Raw genomic sequence first — 25,108 nt, forward strand, 5'->3', positions numbered from 1 at the left:
CAGGCGGTATTGCCACATCTGGCACTCTTCTTGTAGTGGCCAAAACAGCTTTAACGAGAATTTCACCAATGTCTGAACGGAATATTCTAAGCGAAAATCATATCTTTACAAAGCAAAGATATTTTGATATGTCGAACAAGTTCAATGCCTCCTCCCTTACTGAATATTGCAAATCATACGCCCGGAAAGTGGCGGGTGATTTTTTTGCCCATCATACCGTAATCAGCGGCCAGGAGTTGTTAAAGCTAAGTCCGGTTAGTCAGGTCAATTTATTTGTAATCGGTAGTTTGTCCGACAAATGGCGGAGCGACGCGGAGCGTTTCCGGAGTCCTTTTTTTGATTTTGAACACCCGGATGTCCGGCAGGCGATGCAGGTTTTTATGAATACCGTCTCGCAGCATATTTCGGTGCGCCGGGAAAATCTGGAGCCACTGCTGGCCGACGCCACCCGCCGGACGCTGATTCTGCTGTTCGACCCGCGACACTATTTTGACGAAGCCCTGCGGAACCAGCCCGAGTTCTCTCTAACGGCCGATGCCGCGCACCTGCTGACCCGGTATACCCAGATCAATAAGTTCGTTCCGGCGGCTATCGAGGAACGGATGAAGGGCAAAAGTGTCGTTTATGTCAATCAGGCCCTGAACTGGCTCGACGAGATTTTGATGCAGCGCAGTCGTGAGCTGGAGAAACCGGAGAAATACATTCCTTTGTTTTCGGAAAAACTGCTGCTTGATCCGGGCGTTTTACTCCGCAAATCGTCGTATGATTTTACACCTCCGCAACCGGTTCCGGGGGCGGCTAAATCGTTCTTCGATACGGAAGTTGAAAATACCGCCCTTCCGGCAGCATCGCTGGCCACTCCACCGGCGGTCAGCAACGGGTCGGGCCTAACCGTCAACGGCACACCGCCCGATCCGGATGGTACGGTAAAAACGCATTTCTTATCGGATTCGGGCTCTACGGCCGAACCAACCGCCCCGTCCATGCAACCCAGTTATGTAACGACCCGGCTGGATGAGGCCCCAACACTGGAAATGGGAGCGAAGGTGGAGGAGGATACCAGTGGCCCGGTGACGATCGGCGAAACGTTTTACCGCGCGCCCATCGAAAGCATCAGCAAAAGCATTTCGCTGAATCAAAAGTTCATGTTTATCAACCAGTTGTTCAACGGCAACGCGGCTTCCTATAACGAAGCGATTGAAGAACTGAACCGCGCGACGAGCTACGATCAGGCCCGCGATCTAGTTTCATACCGCTATGCCGCCCAGTATTTGTGGGACATGAGCAGCGACGAAGTGGCGATGCTGATCGATATTCTGAAACGGCGGTTTGCGTAATCAGAGCGGTTCGACGGTATAACCTTCCTTTTTCAGCAATTCAATCAACCCTTTCGGACCCGGCAGGTGCAGGGCGCCAACGGCCACGAAGGTAGGTCGCGATGCCATCAGACCCGGTAACCGCTTCATCCAGTTCAGGTTGCGTTCGTCGAGCAGGTAGGTCATGTTGCCAAAAGAATTACCGGTTTTTTCGTTCATTTTCCACATGCCCTGCAAATCCTGTTTCAGGTAGAGTTCGGTAACCGATTTGCTCATATCGTGCATATCGTCTTTTTCTTTCACCATTTCCACCAGTTGTTGGGCCTGTTTTTCCACCGGATCGTGGTCGAAGAGAAAAGTCATTTGCTCCTCCATCGTTTCGAGCGCGTTGACGGTTTTTTGGCGCTTCCGGCCGTCGCTGGCAAAGTACAGATCGAGCGGCAAACCCGTGAAGCTACTGAGCGTGTCAGACTGTTTCTGGACGTACGCCAGACTGAGCATGGTGGCCGTCACGATGGGTTTCATCTGGTTGAAAAGGCCCAGATCGTAGCCTGTTCCCTTCTTGAATTCGTCGGCAACCAGTTTATAATCCGACGCCGAAAGCAGTTTGTCGAGGCTCTTATCCAGCATCAGCCCCCGCATCGCCATCGACAGCATGGCCGACGAGTCGATTTCGGTTTCGACCACCACGCCTTCCGCGCCTTCGTACGCCGATTTAATTTTCGGATTCTGGTTCAGGTAACTGTCTTTCAGAATGTGGTAGGTACCAAAGAGATACGACGGTTTTTTCAGCCCGTTACCCGACACTTTCCACAGCAGCGACTGCGGAAAAGCCGCGGTGGAGACGAATAGAAATAAAAAAGAAAGCGTTTTCATCGCTACAAAAATAAGGTATCAATAAATGGTCTGCTGCTTCATGGATCGAACCCCAAGGTACAACAGCAAACCGACCGGACCCAGCAGAAAACAGAAAATCAGACACGGAATCATCCAGCCCTGCGGTACTTTCCGGCGTTTGCTGTTGCGGAGCATCCAGCTTCCCACCGTCAGGTCGAAGGCCAGGTAGTGAATCCAGCCCGCCAGCACAGCCGCATCCTGGCTAAATAACGTTTTAATGCCCTGTAGCGTACTGAACGATCGCCAATCCAGCGCGCTATTTCCGAAAAAAAGATAATAACTATAGACAACGGCCAGCAGCGCCGGAATGGGGAGGTATTTGGTCAGGAAATCGGTGGGTTTCCAGCGGGGTGCGAAGAGCATCAGCAGCCATTGCGGCAGCACGAGGGTGTTGACGATTTGAAAGACGGTATCGGTGGACATGGCGTTGGTGTTGACAGGACAAAGTACGGAAAGTAATTGACAGTCAACAAAAATCCATCCACGCGCTTCGTCAGTTCCGTAATCTGATCGTATGGCTTTCTTACCAGCCTAAACCGATGACGGCATTGACGCGGAGGGTCAGGCTGGGCTGGTAGTTATTTTTATAGAACTCGAACATTGGCCCCAGCGTATAGGGATTCTTTTCTCGTTTCGGGATAGCTACTTCCGGCCCGGCATTGATATCTACGAAGCTCCGTCGCCCTAATCGACGCTGGATTCCCCACAAGGCCGAAAAAAGGGGCGCATTGTATCCATAAGCAACATCATTATTATAGGTACCTATGGTTGCCCCTGTTCTGGTGTCATATACATGCTGGATGACGCGGACGGAAAGGGCTTTGGTGAACTGAAGACCAACATAGTTCCCCGAAAAATTGTTAGCTGATTTCCCTTCCCGAATGCGTTTAGCCATGCCGTAATAATACCGTACGCCCACTTTTCCATAAACAAAGCCCCGAAAAACTTTGTCGAAATCCCGATAGTCCTGGCTGGTAACCAGAGAAGGACCGCTAAACTGATTAAAACGATTATACCGGAACATAAAATCAAAACCTGCCAGAACCGAAAAGGAAGGCGTTATTTTCCGTTCCACCGACACATCTGCGTTCAGGCCAATCCGGAAGGAAGGTCGTCCTGTGAAATCCCGATCCCCGGCATTGGGCCAGAATCCGAGCTTGAACAGCGTTTTCTCCTCCACATTCGCCCGCGTGATGTACCGGTAAAACCGCTTGAGTTCGCCGGTGGTGATGGTGCTGTCTTCCTGGGAATAGGTGGTTTGCTGGGCACTGGAACTTAGCGTCTGGAGGAGTAAACCGATAAGAAAAAGGAAAGTAAAAATAGGTGTGGATATCGTTTTCATAAAAATCAGATTTTTGCACGGTTTTGGCGATTACCACCCAATGCCGATCAAAGCGTTGAACTGAAAAGAGAAAACCGTGTATTTTTCATATACCGCTGGAATACTACTTTCGCCAATAAAAGTCATTCTGGGGCCTGCGCTTACATCAATGTAGCCCAATCGCCAGAGTCGTCGCTGTAAGCCCCAGGTGAGTTCTACCGACGGCTGGTTTAGTCGGAATAATGGAATATGATTCCTTGTTGTGATGGGTTCGCCGGTCGGCGTATCGTAATCATGTTGAGTATACTGATAGATCACTGGACGGTCAACTTGTAATCCAACGTAGTTGCCCGAAAAGTTGTTAGCGGTTTTTCCTTCCCGGATACGCCGTGCCATCGCGTAGTAATACCGCCCCCCAAACCGGGCTTTAACCTGATTGCTGAATGAACGCATAGTTCGCCCCGCACCCGGCTTTGCATTGGAATAGATCCTAACCGAGTTATATTGAGGAACATAGTCTAACCCTGCCAGAACCGAAAAAGAAGGGCTAATTTTATGTTCAGCCACTAGTTCCAGATTAAGCCCTAAGCTCACATTTTTGTTGTCAGTGAATAAAGGCGAGAGAGAATTGGGTCGAATGCCAATTTTTAGCAAGGTTTTCTCCTCAATATTCGCCCGCGTTACGTAGCAAATGAAACGCTGAAGCTCGCTGGTGGTCAGTTGGCATTCTTCCTGCGAATACGTAATTGTTGGGTCGTTGGAAGACTGGGCGTAAAGTGCATAAAAATTTAAAAAGAAGAGAAGCGTAAAAATGATCCGTTTCATAGCCATCAAGGTCAATTTTTGGAATAGGTTTTCTTCTATTTCGCCAGCGTCACGCCCCCGACCGGCGGCTGAATGATCACCGGACTGTATGAATTTGTCACGGAAAGGTGGCTTTTGCTGCCGTTTGGTGAATACAGGAAGCGTCGCTTGCTGGCATTCAAGTGTTCGCTGTAGAGATCCGGCACCTGAATCGTCGAATACGTGGTTTCGATCTCATACTGAAAATCGTTCATCCGTTTGGGATACAGAAAAACCTCGGTCCGGGTCGCCTGAACGGTTAGGGTTAGCAGGCTGGCGTCGGGCTGGATGGAGAGTTTGCCGTAGCGGCTTTGAATCGTTCCGCTCCCGCCCAGGTCGCGCAGGGTGATTTCGGCTTTCTCGGCTTTAATGGTGAAACTGCCGCTCAACTCGCTGGCGTCAATGTCGCCGTAGTCCGACACCACCGTTGTTTTTCCGCTCAGATTGGTCAGGGATAATTTTCCGAATTCCAGCTTCAGGGCGGCTTCTCCGGCCAGGTCGCTGAGGGTGACGTCGCCGAAGGTGTTCTGGAGGGTGATGGGGCAGCGCGTCGGCACCCAGATTTCAAAAACCGCCTTCAGATTGCCCTTGATCCCGCCCGCCCGCTGCGGAATTGTAAACCGGTTGGAAAGGTCGATAACGCTGTTGCGGGTTTGAATGTCGTAGTTCAGATACGCCAGTTCGCGTTCGGCCACCTCGCGCTCGGGGTGTTTGGCAATCAGTTTCAGCCGGACCAGAATCGTGGCTTTATTCCAGCCTTTGATCGTAATGTCGGCTTTCTGGGCCGTCAGGTTCACGCGCTGGCCCGTGTTGTAGGCCAGTTCCTTTTCCACGGTTTTCGTCACCACCTGCAGCCGGGTTTGGGCCGCGGCAGGAAGAGTCAGGAAAGCCAGTAGAAAAATCAGCGTTTTCATATCGTTAAAATCCGGACCAGTTCTTTGGTTACTTCCGCCCGTTCGTTTTCAATTTTGATCTGGGCCTGCACCAGCGCCGGATCGTTGCCAAACACCAGCAATTCCTGCTCAACGGCTTCCTGGCGGCTGCTCAGTTCGTGCAGTTGCTGCTTCAATTCCTTGACTTCCGGTTTCTGGCACACCACCGTTTGTTGTTCACACTGCTCCTTGATAAACGTCTCCGCTTTCTGATCGGCCAGCGATTGCAGCGGTTCCGGCATACTCGTCAAGTCAGTTTCCACGACTTCAGTTTTGTACGAAATCGTCACTTTTTCATCTGAAGCCGGTTGCAAAACCGCCCAAACGCCCACCAGAACAACGACGGCCGCAGCGGCCCACCGGAACGAACGAACCCAAAGCGGACGGACCACCGGTTTTTCCAAACGCCCGGCAATTTGTTCCCACGAACCGGCTGCCGGTTCCAGAACCGGTAAGTCGTCCAGCGCCCGGTCGATGGCGGCATCGGCCCGCAGGTCGGCGTCGATGCGGTCCCACAGATCGGGCCGGGGTTCGTGTTCGGGCAGGTTTTGCAGGGCTTTTTTCCAGTTCATGTCACAACAGGTCTGCGAGCTTTTTTCGTAATAATTTCCGGGCGTAACTGACCTGCGATTTGGAAGTCCCTTCCGAAATATTCAGCATGGCCGCAATTTCGTGGTGTTTGTAACCTTCTACTTCAGCCAGCACAAAAACCGCCCGCGCCCCGTCGGGCAACGACCGAATGGCCGCATCCAGGACCGCCCCGGTTATGGTATCCGGGACCTCGATGGGCTGGTCGTGGACAGTTTCGTCGATGGTTTCAAACCGCCATTCGAGTTGCCGTTTCCGCAGGGCCTGCCGGACCACGATCGTTTTGATCCAGACGCCCAGCGTCGACTGAAACCGGAACCGGTCCAGATGCCGGAACACCTCCACAAAGGCATCCTGCAACGCATCGTTGGCGTGGTCGTAGTCGTTCAGGATCCGCATCGCCACCGAAAACATGGCCCGTTTATACCGCTCGAACAACAACCGCTGCGCCATCCGCTGTTCCACCGGCCGATCCCGTCGCAGACAGTAATCCACCAGTTCAGTTTCCGTGGTATCAGGCGTAAAGGTCAAACAGGTTACTTCGTTAAGGGAACGTTCAACCTAAAGTGCAGAAAGGAACGGGAAAGGTTGGAAGGGGAGGGAAAAATAATGAATAATTACTCTTTCACTTTTACCCCTGAAGGGGATTCAGGGGTAAAGCGAAAGACCTGGTTTCAGGATTCGCTGGTAAAACTGACTGGGCTTACCGGGTTTTATTTTCCAGCACAATCAGGGGAAGATGCGGATTCCAGGCGGGTTTCAAATCCGGCTGATTGATAAATCCCTGCGAGTAATTGCCCAGAACGACATCCGGATCGCCATCCCGGTCGCAGTCGGCCACATCCAGGCAAATCCACCGGCCATAGGCCGAAACCGGAACCGCGTGCGGCCGGAAATGCAGCGGTTTATCCTGTTCAAAATAGAGAAACGTTTCGGCGGGCTTGTTCTTCAAATCGGCGAAAAACGCAATGGTGGTCAGATCCAGATCGCCGTCGCCGTCGAAATCGGCTGCCACGGCTTTGGTACAGCCGTTGATCGGGTAAAACCAGGCTTGCTGATACCGGAAATTGCCCTGATTCAGAAAGAGATACACGCCGTGAAAAGGCTTCAGAATTTTGGAATAATCGCCGTTGTCGCCCGACGTGTAAAGAATATCGAGTTGGCCATCGCGGTTGAAGTCAGCCAGTTGAAAATGCGTAGAACCATAAACCGGGGGAAACCGGAGGAGGTTCTTTTCCGTAAAACCGCCTTTCCGGTCATTCAGAAAAAGCCAGATTCCTTCGTCGGCGTGGGCAAACAGAACCATCGCATCCAGCCAGCCGTCGTGGTTAAAATCGCCGGTCAGCGCCTGCGTAGCGCCGGGCACGTCGCGAATCGAAATCCGCTCAAACTGATGATCCGGTCCCTGTTTCAGAAGGTACAATCCGCCGGTCAGGTGGCCAAAACCGCAGACGATCCAATCCGTCAAACCGTCGTGGTTAAAATCGCCCGCTGTGGTCTGAACCGGACGAACCAGGTTGGCCGCCAGCGGTTCCGGCGGCTTTTGTCCGTCCAGACTGAGCGTCAAAACGGCTCCCTTCGGCACATCGATGGCTTTCATATCGCCAATGCAGGTCACGACGGCCTGACTGGGGGCGGCAAAGTTCAGATGAACGGCCGGGGAAGGTAAGGTGCTGACCAGCGTGGCGTTGAGGTTTTTGTCCCAGCGGTACAGGCCGTTGTCCGTTGAATTGCCGGAATAAATCGAACCGTTTGCCGCATCAATAGCGACCAGCGTTGTCGTTGCGGTTTCCGGCGAAACGGTCTTCGGTTTTTTCAGGGTAAAAATAGCCCAGTCCTCGACGGGCGGTTCGGGCACCCGGGCGGTTTTGGGTTTTTCGGGCGCCAGTTTCTCGTAATAATTCACGAGTTTGATCCAGTCGGCCTGCGAAATCTGCGCATTGGCGGGTTGGTAATAATGATTGCCCTGCCACACTTCCAGCCCCAGCCGGAGCGCCATCGCGGGCAAAACCTGCCTGGTCCACGTTTCTTTGTCCAGCGCATCGGGATCGACGGGCAAATGGCAGGTGCTGCAATACTGCTGAGCCAACCGCTTTCCCTCCGCCAGAACCGGGTCTTCCGGCGCGTCCGATGTGGAGCTTCCCGACTGACAACTGCCCAGGAAGAGGCTGCCAATCGCAACAGAAATACCGGAAATGATGGTGAAGAAAGACCGTTTTTTCATTCGTATGAGTCAATTGATAAGAACTCCCCGCTAAGACTCAGGCAGTTTGGCTAGTCGTTGGTTATTAACATGAAACCGCCCTTGTGGCCCGGTCCTCTGGCGAAATAGGGATGAGGATGGTTTGCCCCGGAGGGGCAGTCTGTAAATAGGATCTTATAATTTGCCACGCTCTCAAGCTCCGGAGGAGCGTCCTGTCCTAACCTGGATCAGTACGCCCCGCCGGGGCCTGGGGCCATTCTGGTGATCATTATCCTATTGACAACACACCCCTCCGGGGTAACCACATGACGCACATCAAAGCCCGAAAACAAAAAGAGACAGCCCACGGACTGCCTCTTTTCCGGTTGATGAAGGGTTAGTTGTAGCCCGGATTCTGCGTCAGCGACGAGGTTCCGCTGGACGTACTCAGGTCGATCTGCCGTTGCGGAATCGGGAAATAGTCATTTTTGCCTTTGATAAACCGCCCCCCGCGGATGTCGGTCGTTATCGTACTTTCATACGTGAAGTAGGCATTCAGAACCGGCTCCGCAATTCCCCAGCGAACCAGGTCGAAAAACCGGTGGCCTTCCATCGCCAGCTCGAGTTTGCGCTCAAAATAAATGGCGTTCAAAGCCCCATCCTTGCCCAGTGCGGCAAACCGCCCCGCCGGATAAACGGCGGCCTTGTAGTTGGCGGCCGGCGTGGTGGTGTAGCCATTGAGCGGTTTTGCCGGATCGATGTACGTATACACGAAGTTAACTGGATTGGCCGCCCGGGCACGTACCAGGTTGACGTAGGTTTGCGCCTGCGCCAGATTTCCGAGTTGGGCCTCGGCTTCAGCCGCCATCAGCAGAACGTCCGCATACCGAATGATATTCAGGTTGATCGCCGTACCCGGCGCCCAGGAATGCTGATCGGCGTATAAACCCGCTGTCGCCTGCATGTAGATGTTTTTCTTGGGGGAATACGGACCGGCATACGTCTGGCCCGGACTCCGGATCCACTTGGCGCCGGGGTGGTAGCCCCAGTCCAGATACGGAATACCGCGCCGGCCAACGGTCCAGTCCAGGCGGGGGTCCAGCGGCCCGGCGTCGGGGGTGAAGGGCTGATCCGAAGCGATACCCTGATCGTTCTTGACGGGCTGGGTGTTGTACGTACTCACCAGCGGCAACCCGTTGGCATCCGTCCGGTAGGAGTTGGCCAGATCCTGCGAAGGCTGGTAAAAACCGCAACACCGGAACGGACTGTCGCCGTAGGGGAAGTTCAGCATATCGCCCTGGTTGGCGTTGGCAATCGTGTTGGTACCGTCGTTGGCCACCATCTGAATCTGAAAAACCGACTCCGAATTGTTTTCCGTAGCTGCGTCGAAATTGTCGTGGTATTTCGGCATCAAGGCATATTTCAGTCCGTTGCTGGTTACACCCTGGCCGACCACCTGATCGAAAACCGTCTTGGCTTCCGCGTACTTGTGTTCGTACAAATACGTTTTGGCCAGATACGATGCCGCAGCCCATTTGTTAACCCGGCCAATTTCCGACTGCGTTGCGGGCAGGTTGTCCATCGCGTATTTGAAATCGGCCTCGATTTTCGGCCAGATGTCCTCGTTGTTGTTCTGGCCGCTGGCGTCGGGCGTATCAACGGTTTCGTCAATCCAGGGCACTTTGTTCCACATTTTCTTCAATTCGAAGTAATAGTGACCCCGCAGGAAACGCGCCTGAGCGGTAAAACTGGTCCGGTCGGCGTCCGACACATCCGTGGCCTGAGCCAGCACCCGCAAAACCGAGTTGGTGCGGTTGACGCCCTCATACACCGTCCGCCATTTTCCGTTGAAATACCCGTTGCTGGGGTCCGCCGTGAACTTGGCAATGGCATCGATGGCTGGCTGGTCACTGCCGTCACTGCCTTTGTGGGCTTCCCCACCGGCAATGCTCCCATACACCCAGTTGCTGGGCGAGGCTTCCCAGGCGTTGGTTCGGGCCAGGTTCAAGGCAGATCCATCGTTGAACTGGCCATCGAGAGCCGCATACGCTCCCGTCAGCAAGGCATCGACGCCACTTCGGGTGGCCAGGGTCTGATCACTCAGTGCGCCCTGTGCCGGTATTTCGAGACTGTCTTTGCAGGCATCGGACAGCAGTCCGGCGGCTACAACGGCCACAAGGGCCATATAATTTGCTAGTTTCATTTTTTCCGGGTTAACTAAGAATTAAAACGTCACATTCAGACCAAACAGGAACTGGCGCTGGTTGGGATACACGCCTTCGTCGATCCCAAACGACGTGGTTGTCGAAAACGACTGGTTCAAACTGCCGCCCGAACTGTTGTTAGTGTTGGCCGTTGTTCCAATTTCAGGATCCAGACCGGAGTACTTCGTGATCGTGAACAGGTTGGCCGACTGCACATACACCCGCAGCCGTTCGATACCCACTTTCTTCAGCGTACTGGCGGGGAACGTGTAGCCCAGCTGCGCATTTTTGGCCCGCAGGTACGAGCCGTTTTCCACGAAATACGAGTTCGGAACGTTGGCCGAGCTGAACGATCCGACGGTTTCCTGAATGGGGGCCGACGCGTTGTGGTTTTCCGGCGTCCAGGAATCATACAAAGCCGTCTGGCTCTTGGCACCCTGGAAATTGGCGTTGAAGTCGGTCCACCACTTTACGTTGTTCCAGATGTCGTTGCCCTGCGAACCGTACAGAAAGAGGCTGAAATCGAAGGCTTTGTAGGTAGCTCCCAGGTTCAGACCGTACGTAAATTTGGGGTTTGGATTGCCCAGGTACGTCCGGTCGGCATCGGTAACCTGTCCGTCGCCATTGGTATCGGCATACCGGAAACGACCCACGGCCACATCGCTCTGGTAAATGGCGCTGGCGTTGCCCGTTTTCTGCTGCGCCTGGGCGTTGGCCTGGTTGATTTCCTCCTGCGAATTCCAGAAACCGGCCACTTTGTAGCCGTAAAACTGCCCGATGGAATGCCCCACGGCGTTGCGGACAATGTAGCTTCCGTTAAACCGGCGACCTTCCTGATCGAAATAATCGATGCCTTCGGCCAGCGAAACGATCTTGTTGTTGTAGGTCGTGAACGTCAGCGTTGCGTTCAGTTTCAGATCGCTTGTGACGTTAAAGTTACTGGAAGCTGCCAGATCGAGCCCCTTGTTGCGCATCCGGGCCACGTTGACCGCCGGAGCTGTTCCCAAACCCGCCGTTCCGGCCAGTTCAAGTGTATACAGCAGATCGCGCACTTCCTTGTGGTAATAATCGACGGTCAGGTCCAGTTTACCTTTCCACAAACTCGCGTCGAAACCGATGTTGGCGTTGATGTTCTTTTCCCATTTGGCGTCCGGATTCCCGATGCGCGTCCGTTGAAAACCGAGCAAATTCGTGGAATTGGACCCGGTAATGGCGTAATACGAAGAGGTCCGATCCCCGCCATAAGTCGTGTAGGCATTCGCCGGATCGACGTTCAGCTGGTTACCCATCACGCCGTAGCCACCCCGGATTTTCAGATCATTGATCCAGGTCAGGCTATTCATGAAATTTTCCTGCGAAATTCGCCAGCCCGCACTCACCGCCGGGAACCAGCCATACTGGTAATTCTGGAACCGCGACGAGCCATCCCGACGGATGGTGGCACCCAGCAAATACCGGTCCTTGAACGTATAATCGGCCCGGCCAATCAGCGAGAACAAGGCATCGGAATACCGGTTGCTGTAGTTTGTCGGCGTTCCCGAACCCGTGGAGAGATTCGTGAAATTCGGATCGAACGAGAAATAGTTCTGCGTCGAGCCGCCGACGTTCCGGCCCCGGTTCTGGTAGGCTTCCGTACCCACCACCACTTTCAGGTCGTGCGCATTGGCAAAATTGTGCTGGTACTGCACGGTATTGGTCCAGGTCCAGTTGTTGCCGCTGAAGGTGTTTTCGGTGTAGGAGTTGTTCGTCGTATTCTCCTGATTTTCATACGTTGGAAAGGAGAACGAGTTGAAATTTCCCATGAAGATTTCGCCCCCGAAGCTGGTGCGGGCCGTAAAATCTTTCAGGAAATCGACTTCGGCGTAGATATTCCCGAAAAGCCGGTTACTCAGCCCCCGGTTGTTGCGCGTCCGTTCCTGAATGGCCACCGGGTTATTGGCATTTCCCAATCCCTGACCGTAGCCGCCCGCGTAATTGCCCATGATATCCCGAACGGGTATGATGGGTTGTTCCCGAAACGCCATCCCGATCGCACTGCCTTCCGTCAGCGCATTGATCCGGGGGTTATCCGACACCGAAAACGCCAGGTTTTCGCCGACGCGGATGTTTTCCCGAACATTATACTGGCTGTTGGACCGGATTGTGTAGCGTTTCAGGTACGTGTTGAGCAACGTGCCCTGCTGGTTGAAATAGTTGAACGAAAACAGGTAATTTCCCTGCGGACCACCCCCGCTCACCGCCAGGTTATGACTCGTGATGGGCGCCGGTCTGAAAATCTCGTGGAACCAGTCCGTACCGCTTTTGTTCGCCCGCGTAATCCGGTTAAACGTGTTGTACTGCGACGCATCCGTGTAATTCGGATTGACGTTATACCGCGAGGGATCGACGGAGGGATCGCCTTCTTTCGCGCCTTGCGGAGCAATGTAATCGGGCAATACCGGCGTTGCGCCACTGCCGTAGAGCGGGTCGTTGATCACCGCGTTCGGGTTGGCGTTCCGCAGGGCGTTGAACTTCAGCTGGGCGGTTTCCTGCGGGTCGAGCAGATCCCAGACGTTGCCGCTTTTCGGCGTCTGAATGCCATAATACGCATCATACTGGACTTTTACCTTACCCGTACCGCGCCGGGTGGTGATGATGATCACGCCATTGGCCGCCCGCGAACCGTAGATCGAAGCGGCTCCGGCATCTTTCAGCACCTGCATCGTGGCCACGTCGTTGGGGTTGATGTCGTTGATGTTCTGCGTTGGAACGCCGTCGACCACATACAGCGGCTGGTTGTTTCCAAAGGTGTTCAACCCCCGGATGCGAACCTGCGGAGCCTCCCCCGGCTGGCCCGACCCCAATACCGTTACCCCGGATGCACGGCCCTGCAACTGGTTGGTAATCTGAGAGGTAGGCTGCTGCTGTAGCTCGTTTACGTTTACCACCGCAACGGCACCCGTCAGGTCTTTTCTCCGCTGCGTACCGTAGCCCACCACCACCACTTCCGTGAGTGCTTTCACGTCGGACGTCAGCCGAATGTCGGGCAGGGTAGCCCGGTTGCCGATGGCCACTTCCTGACTCGTGAAGCCAATCGAGGAAATCACCAGCGTGCCGTTGCCATCCGGAACGTTCAGGGTAAACTGCCCCTCCGTGTCGGTGGCCGTTCCGAGGTTTGCCGAGCCTTTCAACAGAACCGTTGCGCCAGGCAGCCCGGTCCCTTTGTCATCGAGAACCCGGCCTTTTACGGTAAATGGCTGTCTGACGCTTTCGCCGTTTGGGCTTCCTGTGGTCGGCTGGTTGAGCGCCGGGCTGTCGTTGCGTTTCAGGATGATCCGCCGGCTGTCGGTTTCGTAATTCAGGATGTCCGGACCCAGGAGCGCGGTCAATACCGTCGATAGTTTTTCATTTCTGAATTCGAACGGCCCAACGCGATCCTGCCGAAAGATGCGCGGATTGTACATGAATTTTACGTTGGTTTCCTTCGCAATCTTCTGCAACGCCTGATCGACGGTCAGACTGGCAAAGGAAATGGTGATCCGCTGCTCAAGGACTTTCTGGCTGTAGCCATTGTGTGCCCGGGCCATGGTGGTAACCAGAATAATCGTGAATAGCTGATATAGACTTAATCGCATGATTTTGAGCAGTACATGCTGATTATATACGTGGTTTCTCATACATTTGAAATGTTTGTCAGTTTCCAATTGGCAAAAAATCCCCGGCATCCTTTTGGGATGTGCTTGTAAGACGGCACCGGGGGAATTTCCGAGTCGGTGATGCGGGAACATCACCGGCTCTCTTTTCGCGCGACAACTCAGGGTGAGGGTTCTCTCTTCATAGTTATTTCATCAGGATTAATTGGTTAAGAAAAATCATCAGGGGCAACCTTTGCTGCTAATGAGGATCTTGGCATCCATCTGCTCGTAGTGAGCGTCCAGGGTTCCGCAAATCAGGTTCAGTTTTTCAAACAACGGCTCGTCGTCGAGCGAAGCCGTCAGGTAACAGTTTTTCATCACCTCGGCATCGTACACAATCTCCACGCCGTATGCTTTTTCCAGCGTCCGAAAAACCGCAGCGATTGGCGTGCTGGTGAACTCGAAAATGGGTTGTTGAATGGGTAAATCGAGCAATTCGGGGGCTTCGACCAGCGACCGCAGCAGCCGGCCGTCTTCCCGGTGAAAAAGCGCCCGCTGGTTGGGCGTCAACACCAGGCCGATCAACTGGCGGGATTGCTGCTTTTCGACCCGGTTGTGGTCATTGCGGGTAAAAACCGAAACCTTGCCGGTTTTTACGATCACATTCACTTGGTCTTTTCCGTTGGCCCGAACGGTGAAACTGGTCCCGAGTACTTTGGTAATCAGGTTGTCGGCATACACAAAAAACGGTTTTTCCGGATTTTTAGCCACTTCAAAAAAGGCTTCTCCCGTCAGGTACACTTCGCGCCGGTCGTGTTGATTGAACTGTTTGGGAAAACTGATGCGGCTATTGGGCTGGAGCAACACCGAACTGCCATCGTCCAGCAGCACCAGGCGGTTTTTGGACGTTGAATTGGTCACTTCGTCCAACGGCGTTTTCGACTCGGCGGTGAGCTGGTGATACACCTGCGTGGATGGATCGGCGAGGGACCGGGTTCGCTGCCAGCCAAACCAGGCGACCATCAGCAAAACCGCAGCCGCAGCCGCCCAACGCCAGGGCGCGGATTGATACCAGGGCCGCGGTTGTTCGAAGGCGGCCGGTTCCGTGTCTTCCATGATTTGCCGGATGTTCTGCCGAATCCGGGGAGCGGGTACCGTAAACGTATCGCCTTCGACAGCCCGCAGAATTTCCCGGGCTTTTTTGAAAACCGGTGCCCGGTCGGGATGCAGAATCGGAAACTGTTCCCATTCCCAGGCGACTTCATCAGTGGCCTCACCAAACACCCACGCCCGAAAAGACGCGTCTTCAAGAAAATCGGTTAGCCCGAAATGATTAAATGTTTTCACTAAAAAACACTATTTTGTGCGCCTACACTCCTACAATTAGTGCGGTTAAAAAATATACCCTCCGGTTCTCCCTTTTTTTTATCTTTTCTGATAAACCGGTCTGGTTACCGGGAAAGGCACAAAATCAGCAGGGGAATGGTGAAATCTTCCCAGTGTTCACGCAGAAAGGTGAGGGCTTTGTGGAGATGGTTGGAAACCGACTGTCGGTTAATCGTCATAATCTGGGCAATCTGGTCGATGTCCAGCCCTTCGAAATACCGCAGATACAGCGCTTCCTGCTGACGAACCGGCAGATGGCTCACGGCTTCCTTGATTTTATGGGTAGTCAGTCGCTCGTTTTCCAGAAAAAAAAGCGTGTCCTCAAAATTCTGTTCCGGTGCCAGTTCGGCGGCTTCATCTTCCGAAACCCAGCCCCGGCGGTAGGCTCGCTGCAACTCCAGCAGCATTTTATGCCGAAACGATTTGAAGAGGTATTTGCGAATGGAATCGGTGGAGCCGACCGACTGCCGTTTTTCCCAGATATAGACGAACAAATCGTGCAGACAATCCTCAATTAACCCGATGTCTTTGGTAAACCGGGTGCCAAAACGGAACAAACTCGTATAATGGCGCGTAATAATCTGTTCAAAAGCACGCCGGTTTCCCTCCCTAAACTGTTGCCATAGCTGTTCATCGGAAGGATGTGCGGTATAAGCAGCCTCAATCATAAACGTAATTCAAAAGATCCTTACCGATACCAATTGGGTAAACCTGGTAACTATAGTATTAGCGAAATTGCCGGGCATTTTAGTATCAAGACCGGAAATAAGTGCAATACGTTGCGAATTGTGAGCATTTGGCCTGCATCCGGCTTACAGCTGAATGGAAAGAAGTTGTCCTTTTTCGCCTTCGGTTACAACAAGTCCCAGCCGACCGGTGGGATCGAACGCGCAGTTGGTGGGGTTCTCGCCGGGAAGTTTGATGGTATCCGACAAAACGCCGGTTGGTTTATAAACCTGAATGCAACTGCCGCCGTAGATGGCCACGTAAATCTGATTATCCGGCCCCAGCGTCAATCCGTCCGGACCAAATCCGTTGGGGCCGGTTTCGGCCCAGACCGTCGGATTGATCCAGTTGAGCCCGACGGCGTCCCAGCGCCCTGCCCAGATGCGTTTGCGGTGGGTTTCGGAAACGAGTAAGGTGCGGCCGTTGGGCAAAAAAGCCACGCCGTTGGGGTAAAATAGCTTTTCGGAGATTTTTTTGACTTCACCCACCGTCGAGCACACGCTGACAAAACCGGGTTCGTCTTCTTCGGAAGGTCCCGGACAGGTAAAAATCAGATTGCCTTCTGGATCAAAAATCAGGTCGTTGGGCCAGTCGAGCGGTTCTTCGCCAACGTGATCGACAATGGTTTCGGGCTCCTGATCGGCGTAATTGATGCAGCGAATGGCGTGCTGACCGGAGTCGCAGAACCAGAGCCGGTCGAGATCGTCGATATACAGTCCGTTCGGGCGGCTGCCGATGCCCACCTGAATCCGGCCTGTTGTTCCATCCGGTTTCAGCCAGAACAAACTGGCGCCGTCCTGTTCAACGCACCAGAGCGTTCCGTCGGAGGTGAAAGCCGGACCTTCCGGAAACTGCAAACCGGTGGCAATTATAGTTATATTTTTCATGCAAAGAAGCCTGTTGATGAATGATGTAGCTGCTAAACACGAAAACCGGTTCTGTGGTTAAAAGAAGGGGGGAAAGAGCCCGTAAAAATACCTGACAGGCTCCGCCGAAAGCGGTTTCCTTGTCGATACTATGGAAATTAGCAACACGATGAAGCTATTTTTCCGGCACAAAATCAACGTCCGGGACACGTCAATGGCCTTGGGGCAGAAGGGATAAGCTACCAGACATACGTTCCCACCGACCCCGCCGGTAAACTCGCCGTCATCACCTTTCCCTGCGATCGAACCAAGAAGGTTTGTGCAGCCGCATTCTCGTTGAGAACGATCAGCGCCCGGCGCCCATCCGGCGTTTTGAAGGCCACATTCGGCAGATTTGGGGCCAGACTGGACGCAATCCGGACAGAACCGGGCCGAACGAATTTGGACGCGGAGGCAATGATGTAATACGCCGGATTGCGGGTAACGGTAGATCCGTCGATCGTCAGCGCGCCCAGACAGCGGTCGCAACCGCCGATGGTATGCGGTTTTTGCTGCGGATCGGCCGCCAGATTCCACTGCAAAACCGTGCGCGCCCAGTTGCGGGGGGCACCCACAATCAGGTTTTTAACGTGCCAGGCCAGATCGCCCTTCAGATTGCCGGGTGCCCCGATCCACTGCTCGGTGAAATAAAGGCTCTTATCGGGATAAGCCTTATGGACCTCCGACAAGGCTTCAATGTTACCGCCATACAGGTGAAAAGCCGAACCATCGACGTAGGAACGGGCTTCCGGGTCGTTCAGGATGGTGATGGGGTAATCCGGCTGGTCGGCATTGTGGTCGTACAAAATGATTTTGGTGTCGATGCCGGCGGTTTTAAAAGCCGGCCCCAGGCTCTTTTTGATAAAAACCGCCTGCTCTTCGGGTTGCATCAGCAGGCTCGGATTATTTCCCGGATGCAGCGGTTCGTTCTGAATCGTAATGGCATCGATCCGGATGCCTTCCGCTTTCATGCCCTGCATATACTTCACAAAATACCGGGCGTAAGCATCGTAGAATTCCGGTTTCAAACGGCCTCCTTTCGAGTTGCCGTTGGTTTTCATCCAGGTTGGTGGCGACCACGGCGACCCCAGAATTTTCAGGTTCGGATTGATCGCCAGAATTTGCTTCAAAACCGGAATCAAATGCTGCCGATCCGGTTCCAGGCTAAATTGCGTTAGGTCGGGGTCCGTCTGGCCGGCCGGTAAATCATCGTACGAAAAAACACGATCGTCCAGGTCCGAAGCGCCAATGCTGACCCGCAGGTAACTTACGCCAATGTTTTTGCCGTCCGTAGCAAATAATTCCTTGAGCAAAGCCGCACGCCCGGAAGCCGTCATCCGGTTGATTAGCATGGCGCTGCCGCCCGTCAGCGTATACCCAAAACCGTCGATGGATTGGAACGTCCGGGTTTCGTCTACGTCGATGGTGGGCGGCTGGCCGGTTGCCTTGCCAAAATTGAGGGCGGTATTCTGCTTTTCAAACAGCACCGACCGATCGGGATCGATGAGCCAGAATTCCACGTCTGCGGCCGCTTGCCGCAGGGTGGTTTTGCGCTGACAGCCCGTATAAAAGAAGAGCAGGCTCAACAGGGCAAGGCTTATCAACGTGGTTTTTAGGCTGAAGACGTTCATGGCTGCGTTCGGGATTCGGGCGGTTTTTGTCGTGCCGACATTGGCAGAACAAATCGGATGGCTACCTTTGTTTATGTCTTCCCGCCTAAGTTTATTCATCGGCATTCTGTGCATCAGCATCTTCCCGGTTTTGATCCGATCGACGCCGATTTCCGGCATCAGCGATGCATTTTATCGCATGAGCATTGCCACAATGCTGCTTTGGCCGTATGTGATAGTCAGGAGAAAATGGCAAGCTAAAACAGGGCTTTACTGGAAACCCATTGTGGTGTGCGGAGTATTTTTTGCCTCCGATATTGCCGTCTGGAACCTGTCTATTCAGGGATCGACCGCCACGCAGGCCAGTCTGCTCACCAACCTGTCGCCCATTTGGGTAGGCATCGGGACGTTTTTATTTTTCCCTGACAAACCGACGAAGTACTTCTGGATTGGCACGGCCACCGCGCTCGTGGGGCTTGTCCTCCTGGTGGGTGCTGAGACTTTTTTGACGATGCAGGTTGATAGAGCCTTTCTGCTGGGTGTTTTATCCGGGTTGTTTTATGCCGGTTACATTGTGGTGAGCAAAACGGTGCTAAAAAAGGTCTCCGTTCTGAATTTTATGGCTTGCAGCATGACCGTCTCCAGCCTTTTTCTGCTGAGTGTATGCCTGGTTTTGGACCAACCTTTGTCGGGATTTGAACCCCGTATCTGGGGTTCTTTGCTCATTCAAGCCCTGATTTGTCAGCTTTTAGGCTGGTTTTCGGTCAGTCACGCCCTTCGGAAAATCGATGCGCAACGGGTTTCGCTGAGTCTGTTGAGTCAGGCCGTCGTGACCGGCTTTTTAGCCTGGCTGTTTATCGATGAACAAATCACGCTGCAAATGATGCTGGGCGGACTCATCATTCTGCTGGGCATTGCCATCACGTTTAAACGGACCCACGGACCGCCGGGCGACGCCCGGCGGTCCGTGGAGACTAGCCAATAACCGGCCGCACCATCGCTTCCAGCTTCTGAAGCGGTAAAACACCCGATTGCCGCCAGATCACTTTACCTTTGTGAAATAGAATCATGGTCGGTACGCTCTGAATCTGGTACGTTCCTGAAGCCCAGCGGCTTTTATCGACATCAACCTTGATGATGCGCAGTTTGTCGCCGGTTCGTTCGGCCAGTTGTTTCAGCGTTGGGGCCAGAACCTTACAAGGTCCGCACCAGTCGGCGTAAAAATCGACCAGCACGGGCTTGTCGCCCCGGATAATATCGTGGAATGATTCGTTTTGTGTGGGGTTTGCTGCGTTGCTCATAGCCAGTTGCCGGGCACTATAGACACCGGCAAAAGGGTAACAACGCGAGCCGTCAGGAAGTTTTATCGAGTGAGAATTGAATCGGAAGCTTTTCATACTCGTACCACGGAATGGCTATAAATAGGGGTAATTTAGGGTGCTAATCAACGATAAACTTGTATTTAACGGGTTTATTTGTATACTGCCTTGATCGTCACGTATTTTCGGGTCTATGTCAAACGAAACCGCCACCAACCGGGCCGCTATGCCCAAAACGGCCAATCCGGTTCTGGATCGCAGAACTGTTGAAAATGCAAACCGCAATTTGTTGAAACACCTCAAACCGGGTCTGTCGGTGCTGGATGTGGGGTGTGGTTCCGGAGCCATCACGCGGGGCATTGCCGAGCGGGTTGGTGCTCAGGGGCGTGTTCTGGGGATTGATCCCAGCGCTAACCTGATTGATCAGGCCCGGCAGCATTCCGGCGAATTACCGCAACTGGAGTTCCGGCAGGCGGATATTTACAGCTTTGAATCTTCCGAACAATTTGATGTGGTGACCTGCGCCCGGGTGTTGCAATGGCTTGCTCAGCCCCAGGAAGCGCTGGTCAGGCTGGAGAAGCTGGTAAAACCGGGCGGTTTTCTGGCCATACTGGACTATAATCACGAAAAGATCGAATGGACACCCGAACCGCCCGAAGCCATGAAGAAATTTTACGGGGCGTTTCTCAAATGGCGACAGGAAGCGGGTTTCGACAATGCCATCGCTGATCATTTGAAAGACCAGTTCCTGCAAATTGGCTTCGAAAAAATAACGATTGAACCGCAGTTTGAAATCAGCCGGAAAAGCGACCCGACGTTTGCGGAGGAAAGCCAGATCTGGTCGGAAGTGGCCCGGCTCCGCGGACCTCAGTTGGTGCAAGACGGGTACATTTCGGAAGAAGAACGGACGGCCGCCATCGAAACCTACTCGGAGTGGATTGCCACAACCGGCGAATCCATGCAGTTGTATCTATTGGCAGTAGAGGCTAAAAAGAACGGATAATGCTGCGGTTTACCGTTTTCGACAGCTGACGCATTCTTATTCGTGCGTCAGCCGTCGAAAATGGAAAGCGGTTTATTTGGCTGATCGAACGGTTATTTCAAACGCCAATGGTGAATAGGGCGTTACGACGTAATACCCTTTGGAATCCGAACTACCTTGAGCGCCATAACCAACTGCGGATGGGAAAACCAGCAACGCTTTATCCCCCACGTTCAGTTTGGTAATGCCTTCGCTGAAACCAACTATGTATTGCCCGGAATTAGGTTTCAGCGTCAATGAGTCACTTTTATCAAAAGGTGTAGTACCCCGCAGTAGATTAGCGGTATAAGCAACGGTTACAGTCTGGTTAATGTTTACACGGGCACCCGTTCCTTTCGTAAGCCGATATACCCGAACATTATTGGCGGTGGTAGTATCCGGAGCGGGCAGCTTTTTAAGGGCCGCATAATCGTCCATCTGCTGTATTTCCGTGCGTGAGCGTATTAACTTAACATCGAAGATAACGGCACTGTATTTCGGTAAATTGGCCCGGGTGTCATCGTTACCAAAGGCGAGGTTGGACGTCATAAAAAACTGCGCACTCTGCCCTTCCTGCATCAGTTGGAAACCTTCCTCCAGGCCGGCCACAACCACGCGCGACAGGAAAGGAATGTAAGCGGATTTGGTACGGTTGGTACTGTCGACCACAATGGCTTTGCCGCTGGCCGGGTCAATATAAGACAAGGTATATCTGAACTCCAGTTCATCGCCCGGCGTTGCCGTTCTGGTTGAGGTCGGGCTGCCCGAAAGAATGTAGTAGAGTCCCGAAGCGGTGGTCTTCACCTTGTCCTGCAACTGATTGGCAGTGAGGTAGTTTTTGATTTGCTGATCGTTTTCTGCCGCCTTGCCCAGACTTTCATCGGTGAGGTTATTATTCATACAGGAAGCCAAACCGACCACCAGAAATAAGGCAATAAAGGCCCTTAAATGTTTTGAATTCATGCTCGCAATAAATAGATAGAATTGATAAGGTGTAACTGTACCAATGACCCCACCTTTTGAAAAAGCGTTGCAACCGATGACAAAATTTAAGGCACCAACCGGCCTTCGCCTTCCCGTAAGGTCCAAAAACGGTCCATCAGTTGCGGTTTGGTTTTGAGAGCCTTTTGCAGTTCCTCCACAGGTTCAGTCTCGCCATCATCGGCCAGCGGGAAGGTGCCAAAGTGAATGGCCACGCTCTGTTGCGATTGAATATCGTCGTGGATCTTGACCGCCTGGGCGGGCGAACAGTGAATGGGCGACATAAACCAGGTTGGCCGGAAGGCTCCAATCGGAACCAGTGAAAGCCGGATGGGACCAAATTTTTCTCCAATCTTCTTAAAAAACGATCCGTAGCCGGTATCACCGACAAAATACACTTTTCCGGCCACCTCGTTATCGATGAGAAAACCGCACCAGAGCGTGGCGTCGCGGTCGAACATCCCGCGTCCGGAGAAATGCTGGGCCGGCATGCAATGAATCGTGGTGCGGTCGTTGTAGGCCAGTGAGCCATTCCAGTCCATTTCGGTAACATTTCCGCAGCCTTCATTTTCCAGAAAGGCTTTTACCCCCAAAGGGCAATACACGCGCGGCTGATCACGCTGACACAGCTTCTTAACGGTTTCAATATCAAGGTGATCCCAATGATTGTGGCTCAACAGCAGGATGTCAATTTTGGGAATATCGTCGAATCGAATCCCGGGCGGGCGATTGCGCGCCGGGCCAGCCCACTGAAAAGGACTGGTTCGTTCGTACCAAACCGGGTCCGTCATCACGTTCAGGCTATCGAATTGCAGCAAAACCGTCGAGTGATTGACAAACGTAACCCGAATCGAATCGCCCGCCACGCGGGCGGGTGGGGGAGGGCCGGGCGGTTCGTTGTGAAAGGCACCCCACGGCTTTTTATCCCGGCTCGAAAGCATCCACTGGAGTGCTTCCTTCAATCCTTTTGCTTTTACACCGTTGTAGTTATGAAACGTCGTACCGTCGAAATGGTCCGTAACCGGACCTTTGTAAGCAGGTGCGGAAATCAGGTACCCAATCGTCAGGATGACCACGATGGCAAAGACAACAAAAATCAGTAATCCGAGCAAAATTTTAGGGAGCATAAGGTGACAGCGTTATAACAGCACCTTGTCGATCTTATGAACCACCCCGTTGGTGGCCGTCATATTGGCGCGGGTGACGGTGGCGGGCGAAGCGATACCGCTGCTTTTTACCGTTACGGTGCTGCCCGAATTCACGGTCAGTTTGCCGGTGCTATAAGCCGTCACATCGCCCGTGGTCAAATCATTCGAAAACAGGCGACCCGATACGACGTGGTTGGCCAGAATAGCCGTCAGTTTAGCCACCGGGACCTTGTTGATCGTATCGGCGGTGCCCAGTTTCAACGCCCGAAACGCACTGTTGGTGGGCGCAAAAGTGGTGTAAGGCTGGGTGCCGGTCAAAACGGCCGCCAGGGCCGGATTAAGGGTGGCGATTCGCAGGGCAGCAACGCCCAGCAACGACAGACTGGTGTCGGCCTGAACAACGCCCACCAGACTTCCTCCGCTGCCCGTCGGTGGTGGCAACAGAATATGATCAATGACGTGAATAACCCCGTTGGCTGCCTGAACATCGGGCGTAATGACCTTGGCTCCATTGATAAATAAACCGCCGGAACCGTTGGTGACGTAAGCAACAACCGCCTGGTTATTAATACTTAAAGACGTTTGGACGGGCTTGTTTTTTTCCATTGGAAAACCGGATGAAGCCACTGCCGCTTTCAAAACGTGGTACTGTAAAATACCGGTCAACTGCTCCTTGCTCAAGGCCGTAAGCGACGTGGCATCGGTAACACCGGAAGCTCTAAAAGCGGCATCGTTCGGGGCAAAAACCGTCAGATTCGGATTCTTGAAGGCATCGAGTTGCCCAGCCTGCCGCATGGCCGCTTCCAGAATGGTGAAGTCGCTGCTTTCAACCACAATATCGGCAACGGTTTTCGGCTGGGCGGGAGCATCTTCCTCGGAATTGTCACAACTGGTTGTAAACGTACAAAGAACAGCTAAAACCGCTGCCATCAGCGTGCGGGTGTGGAATGAGGCAAAAAGGTTTTTTTTCATGTAAAGTTTATAAGATTAAGTACAGCATCAGGTCGGACAGACGTTTTGGCTTGCTATCTTTATGCCGGTACTGATCAAAACGAATTCGGTTATTTATGTATTGACAGGAACGGACTGGTAACAACTACTTTACAAAACTACCAAATCCTTTGTTAAACTTACTTTTTTGATAAACCCATGAAAGAAAAATTGCTCGTGTTGGTTCTCCTGGTTACGGTTGCCGTCGGTTTTATGGCACCTACTAAAAAAATCCGTCTTTTCAACGGCAAAGATTTGACGGGCTGGAAAATCTACGGTACTGAAAAATGGTATGTTGCTGACGGTGAATTAATCTGCGAGAGTGGCCCCGACAAGGGATACGGGTATCTGGCAACGGACAAGTTCTACAAAAATTTTGACCTGACGGTCGAGTTTAAGCAGGAAGCCAACGGCAACAGTGGCGTTTTTATCCGTTCGACGGTGGAAGGAACGAAAGTGAGCGGCTGGCAGGTTGAAGTGGCCCCACCGAACCACGATACCGGCGGTATTTACGAATCCTACGGCCGCGGCTGGCTCGTTCAGATTCCCGATGAGAAAGAAACGATTCTGAAGGCTGAGCAATGGAACAAACTGCGCATCCGCGCCGAGGGTGACCGGGTCCAGACGTGGCTCAACGGCCAGCCGATGGTGGATCTGAAAGATGAAAAAATTGGCAAAGGCGAAGGTGGAGTCGCGCTGCAAATCCACGACGGGGGCGGTATTAAAGTCCGCTGGAAAAACCTGGAATTGAAGCCATTGTAAAATAAAAAATCGCGTTGCCACTGGCTATTCGGGCTTGGCAACGCGATTTTGAAAGCCTTAAAGCCCATAAAAGTCCGCATCCGTCGTGACGGTTCGGCCAGGATCGTCTGTCAAACAGGATAATTTTGTCGCCTGGGCTAAAAGAAATAGTTCTACAAAAGTTAGTTCACAGATACGATAACATCGTATTCTGTACAACCCATTTCGGCAATGGCTTACTATCTGCCATCAGTTCAGTTATCATGGAATAGGTAACATCGACAAGTCTCACCTGATGGAACAGGTTTTTATTCTCCTCAAAAAGTGGGAAAGTATTGGTGTACATTTCTTCAATTACCTCCTGTCTGACTTCGTGACCACCAT

Annotated in this window: 22 protein-coding genes; 4 read left to right on the forward strand and 18 right to left on the reverse strand. The window is 53.0% G+C overall.

All coding sequences use genetic code 11. The annotated features are described in order from the left end of the window. Positions 1-128 precede the first annotated feature (128 nt). Entirely contained in the window at positions 129-1,337 is a 1,209-nt protein-coding gene (locus EHT87_RS21770; protein WP_124908759.1) for a DUF8457 domain-containing protein, read from the forward strand. Here EHT87_RS21770 and EHT87_RS21775 read toward each other — a convergent pair whose 3' ends face one another. From EHT87_RS21775 to EHT87_RS21840, 14 genes are all read right to left on the reverse strand, one after another. Further along, complete coding sequence (locus EHT87_RS21775) at positions 1,338-2,192, reverse strand: TraB/GumN family protein (RefSeq protein WP_124908760.1); 855 nt, start codon at positions 2,190-2,192, stop codon at positions 1,338-1,340. It abuts the gene before it with no gap. An 18-nt stretch (positions 2,193-2,210) separates the two neighbouring features. Further along, positions 2,211-2,636 carry an ABA4-like family protein gene (locus tag EHT87_RS21780; RefSeq protein ID WP_124908761.1) on the reverse strand — a complete coding sequence of 142 codons (426 nt, stop codon included), beginning with the start codon at positions 2,634-2,636 and terminating at the stop codon, positions 2,211-2,213. 100 nt (positions 2,637-2,736) lie between these two features. Continuing rightward, positions 2,737-3,555, reverse strand: a complete 819-nt coding sequence (locus EHT87_RS21785; protein ID WP_124908762.1) for a hypothetical protein — start codon at positions 3,553-3,555, stop codon at positions 2,737-2,739. Between the two features lie 30 nt (positions 3,556-3,585). After that, on the reverse strand, positions 3,586-4,359 hold the full coding sequence (locus EHT87_RS21790; RefSeq protein WP_124908763.1) for a hypothetical protein: 774 nt from the start codon (positions 4,357-4,359) through the stop codon (positions 3,586-3,588). A 35-nt stretch (positions 4,360-4,394) separates the two neighbouring features. Continuing rightward, on the reverse strand, positions 4,395-5,291 hold the full coding sequence (locus EHT87_RS21795) for a DUF4097 family beta strand repeat-containing protein (RefSeq protein WP_124908764.1): 897 nt from the start codon (positions 5,289-5,291) through the stop codon (positions 4,395-4,397). Further along, a complete protein-coding gene (locus EHT87_RS21800) occupies positions 5,288-5,881 on the reverse strand; it encodes a hypothetical protein (RefSeq protein ID WP_124908765.1) in 594 nt (197 codons plus the stop codon). Before EHT87_RS21800 ends, EHT87_RS21795 begins: the two co-directional genes overlap by 4 nt. A gap of 1 nt (position 5,882) precedes the next feature. Continuing rightward, positions 5,883-6,428 carry an RNA polymerase sigma factor gene (locus EHT87_RS21805; protein ID WP_229321239.1) on the reverse strand — a complete coding sequence of 182 codons (546 nt, stop codon included), beginning with the start codon at positions 6,426-6,428 and terminating at the stop codon, positions 5,883-5,885. A 172-nt stretch (positions 6,429-6,600) separates the two neighbouring features. Continuing rightward, complete coding sequence (locus EHT87_RS21810) at positions 6,601-8,121, reverse strand: FG-GAP-like repeat-containing protein (protein WP_124908766.1); 1,521 nt, start codon at positions 8,119-8,121, stop codon at positions 6,601-6,603. A 355-nt stretch (positions 8,122-8,476) separates the two neighbouring features. Then, positions 8,477-10,282 carry a RagB/SusD family nutrient uptake outer membrane protein gene (locus tag EHT87_RS21815; RefSeq protein ID WP_124908767.1) on the reverse strand — a complete coding sequence of 602 codons (1,806 nt, stop codon included), beginning with the start codon at positions 10,280-10,282 and terminating at the stop codon, positions 8,477-8,479. A gap of 21 nt (positions 10,283-10,303) precedes the next feature. Beyond that, the gene (locus EHT87_RS21820; RefSeq protein WP_124908768.1) at positions 10,304-13,939 is read right to left on the reverse strand and encodes a SusC/RagA family TonB-linked outer membrane protein; all 3,636 of its coding nucleotides are present in this window, start codon (positions 13,937-13,939) and stop codon (positions 10,304-10,306) included. 198 nt (positions 13,940-14,137) lie between these two features. Continuing rightward, the gene (locus tag EHT87_RS21825; protein WP_124908769.1) at positions 14,138-15,244 is read right to left on the reverse strand and encodes a FecR family protein; all 1,107 of its coding nucleotides are present in this window, start codon (positions 15,242-15,244) and stop codon (positions 14,138-14,140) included. 104 nt (positions 15,245-15,348) lie between these two features. Then, positions 15,349-15,951 (reverse strand): RNA polymerase sigma factor, encoded by a 603-nt coding sequence (locus tag EHT87_RS21830; protein ID WP_124908770.1) that lies wholly within the window; start codon positions 15,949-15,951, stop codon positions 15,349-15,351. Positions 15,952-16,095: 144 nt separating this feature from the next. Further along, complete coding sequence (locus EHT87_RS21835; protein WP_124908771.1) at positions 16,096-16,896, reverse strand: SMP-30/gluconolactonase/LRE family protein; 801 nt, start codon at positions 16,894-16,896, stop codon at positions 16,096-16,098. Positions 16,897-17,114: 218 nt separating this feature from the next. Further along, complete coding sequence (locus EHT87_RS21840; RefSeq protein ID WP_124908908.1) at positions 17,115-18,545, reverse strand: glycoside hydrolase family 30 protein; 1,431 nt, start codon at positions 18,543-18,545, stop codon at positions 17,115-17,117. A 73-nt stretch (positions 18,546-18,618) separates the two neighbouring features. On the opposite strand from EHT87_RS21840, the gene EHT87_RS21845 reads away from it, so the two are divergent. Next, positions 18,619-19,509 carry a DMT family transporter gene (locus EHT87_RS21845; protein ID WP_124908772.1) on the forward strand — a complete coding sequence of 297 codons (891 nt, stop codon included), beginning with the start codon at positions 18,619-18,621 and terminating at the stop codon, positions 19,507-19,509. Here the strand turns inward: EHT87_RS21845 and trxA are convergent. Beyond that, the gene (gene trxA, locus EHT87_RS21850; protein WP_124908909.1) at positions 19,499-19,825 is read right to left on the reverse strand and encodes a thioredoxin; all 327 of its coding nucleotides are present in this window, start codon (positions 19,823-19,825) and stop codon (positions 19,499-19,501) included. The two genes, EHT87_RS21845 and trxA, sit on opposite strands and share 11 nt — an antisense overlap. A gap of 199 nt (positions 19,826-20,024) precedes the next feature. On the opposite strand from trxA, the gene EHT87_RS21855 reads away from it, so the two are divergent. After that, entirely contained in the window at positions 20,025-20,846 is an 822-nt protein-coding gene (locus EHT87_RS21855) for a class I SAM-dependent methyltransferase (protein ID WP_310587569.1), read from the forward strand. A 72-nt stretch (positions 20,847-20,918) separates the two neighbouring features. Here the strand turns inward: EHT87_RS21855 and EHT87_RS21860 are convergent, their stop codons facing one another. The 3 genes from EHT87_RS21860 to EHT87_RS21870 form a co-directional block, all read right to left on the reverse strand. Then, the gene (locus tag EHT87_RS21860) at positions 20,919-21,827 is read right to left on the reverse strand and encodes an FKBP-type peptidyl-prolyl cis-trans isomerase (RefSeq protein ID WP_124908774.1); all 909 of its coding nucleotides are present in this window, start codon (positions 21,825-21,827) and stop codon (positions 20,919-20,921) included. An 86-nt stretch (positions 21,828-21,913) separates the two neighbouring features. Further along, positions 21,914-22,972 (reverse strand): MBL fold metallo-hydrolase, encoded by a 1,059-nt coding sequence (locus EHT87_RS21865; protein WP_124908775.1) that lies wholly within the window; start codon positions 22,970-22,972, stop codon positions 21,914-21,916. Between the two features lie 12 nt (positions 22,973-22,984). Beyond that, positions 22,985-23,965, reverse strand: coding sequence for a fasciclin domain-containing protein (locus EHT87_RS21870; RefSeq protein WP_124908776.1), 981 nt, complete (start codon positions 23,963-23,965; stop codon positions 22,985-22,987). Positions 23,966-24,142: 177 nt separating this feature from the next. Between EHT87_RS21870 and EHT87_RS21875 the strand changes: the two genes are divergently transcribed. Then, entirely contained in the window at positions 24,143-24,745 is a 603-nt protein-coding gene (locus EHT87_RS21875; RefSeq protein WP_124908777.1) for a 3-keto-disaccharide hydrolase, read from the forward strand. Positions 24,746-25,108: the final 363 nt, after the last annotated feature.

Origin of the sequence: Larkinella knui (genome assembly GCF_003858645.1) — a bacterium.
Lineage (GTDB): Bacteria > Bacteroidota > Bacteroidia > Cytophagales > Spirosomataceae > Larkinella > Larkinella knui.